General features: G+C 68.0%; 1 protein-coding gene. It reads left to right on the top strand.

Features of this window, described 5'->3' with window-relative positions; genetic code table 11:
* Window positions 1-170: 170 nt before the first annotated feature.
* On the top strand, window positions 171-607 hold a 437-nt coding region (locus tag L0C60_RS12715), incomplete at its 3' end, for an MFS transporter (RefSeq protein ID WP_243092922.1).

Raw genomic sequence — 607 nt, 5'->3', positions numbered from 1 at the left:
GCCCGTTTCCCCGGGGACACGGGGAGCACCGAGGTGCAGGTGGCCCTCCTCACTCCCTTTAGCACCCCTTTAGGGCCAGCCTGGCTAGCCCCAGCACCCTTGGACCCCCTCTCCCTCCTCATGACCCTTCCCGAACCCCTCCTCCTGGGGCTTTACCTGAAACACCGGCCATGAGGCTTCCCCCCTTGGTCTACCTCCTAGGGCTCGTCAGCTTCCTCATGGACGTGGCGAGCGAGATGGTCTACCCCCTCCTGCCCCTTTTTCTCACGGGCCTGGGTGCGGGGGTGAGCACCTTGGGCCTGGTGGAGGGGGTGGCCGAGGCCACGGCGAGCCTTTTCAAGGTGGTGGGGGGAAGGATCTCCCACCGTCTGGGCCGGCGCAAGCCTCTTCTCCTTTTGGGCTATGGCCTCCCCGCCCTCTTAAGGCCCCTCCTCGCCCTGGCCCAAAGCCCCTTGCACGTCCTCCTCTACCGCTTTTTGGACCGCACGGGTAAGGGGCTTCGCACAGCCCCCCGGGACGCCCTCTTGGCGGAGGGCGTGCCCCAAGGGGCCTTGGGCCGGGCCTACGGCCTCCACCGGGGCCTGGACACCTTGGGGGCCACCCTAGG

Source organism: Thermus hydrothermalis, from assembly GCF_022760925.1.
GTDB classification, from domain to species: Bacteria; Deinococcota; Deinococci; order Deinococcales; family Thermaceae; genus Thermus; species Thermus hydrothermalis.
Note: the sequence above shows the minus strand (reverse complement) of the source record. Positions and strands in the feature narration are given on the sequence as shown.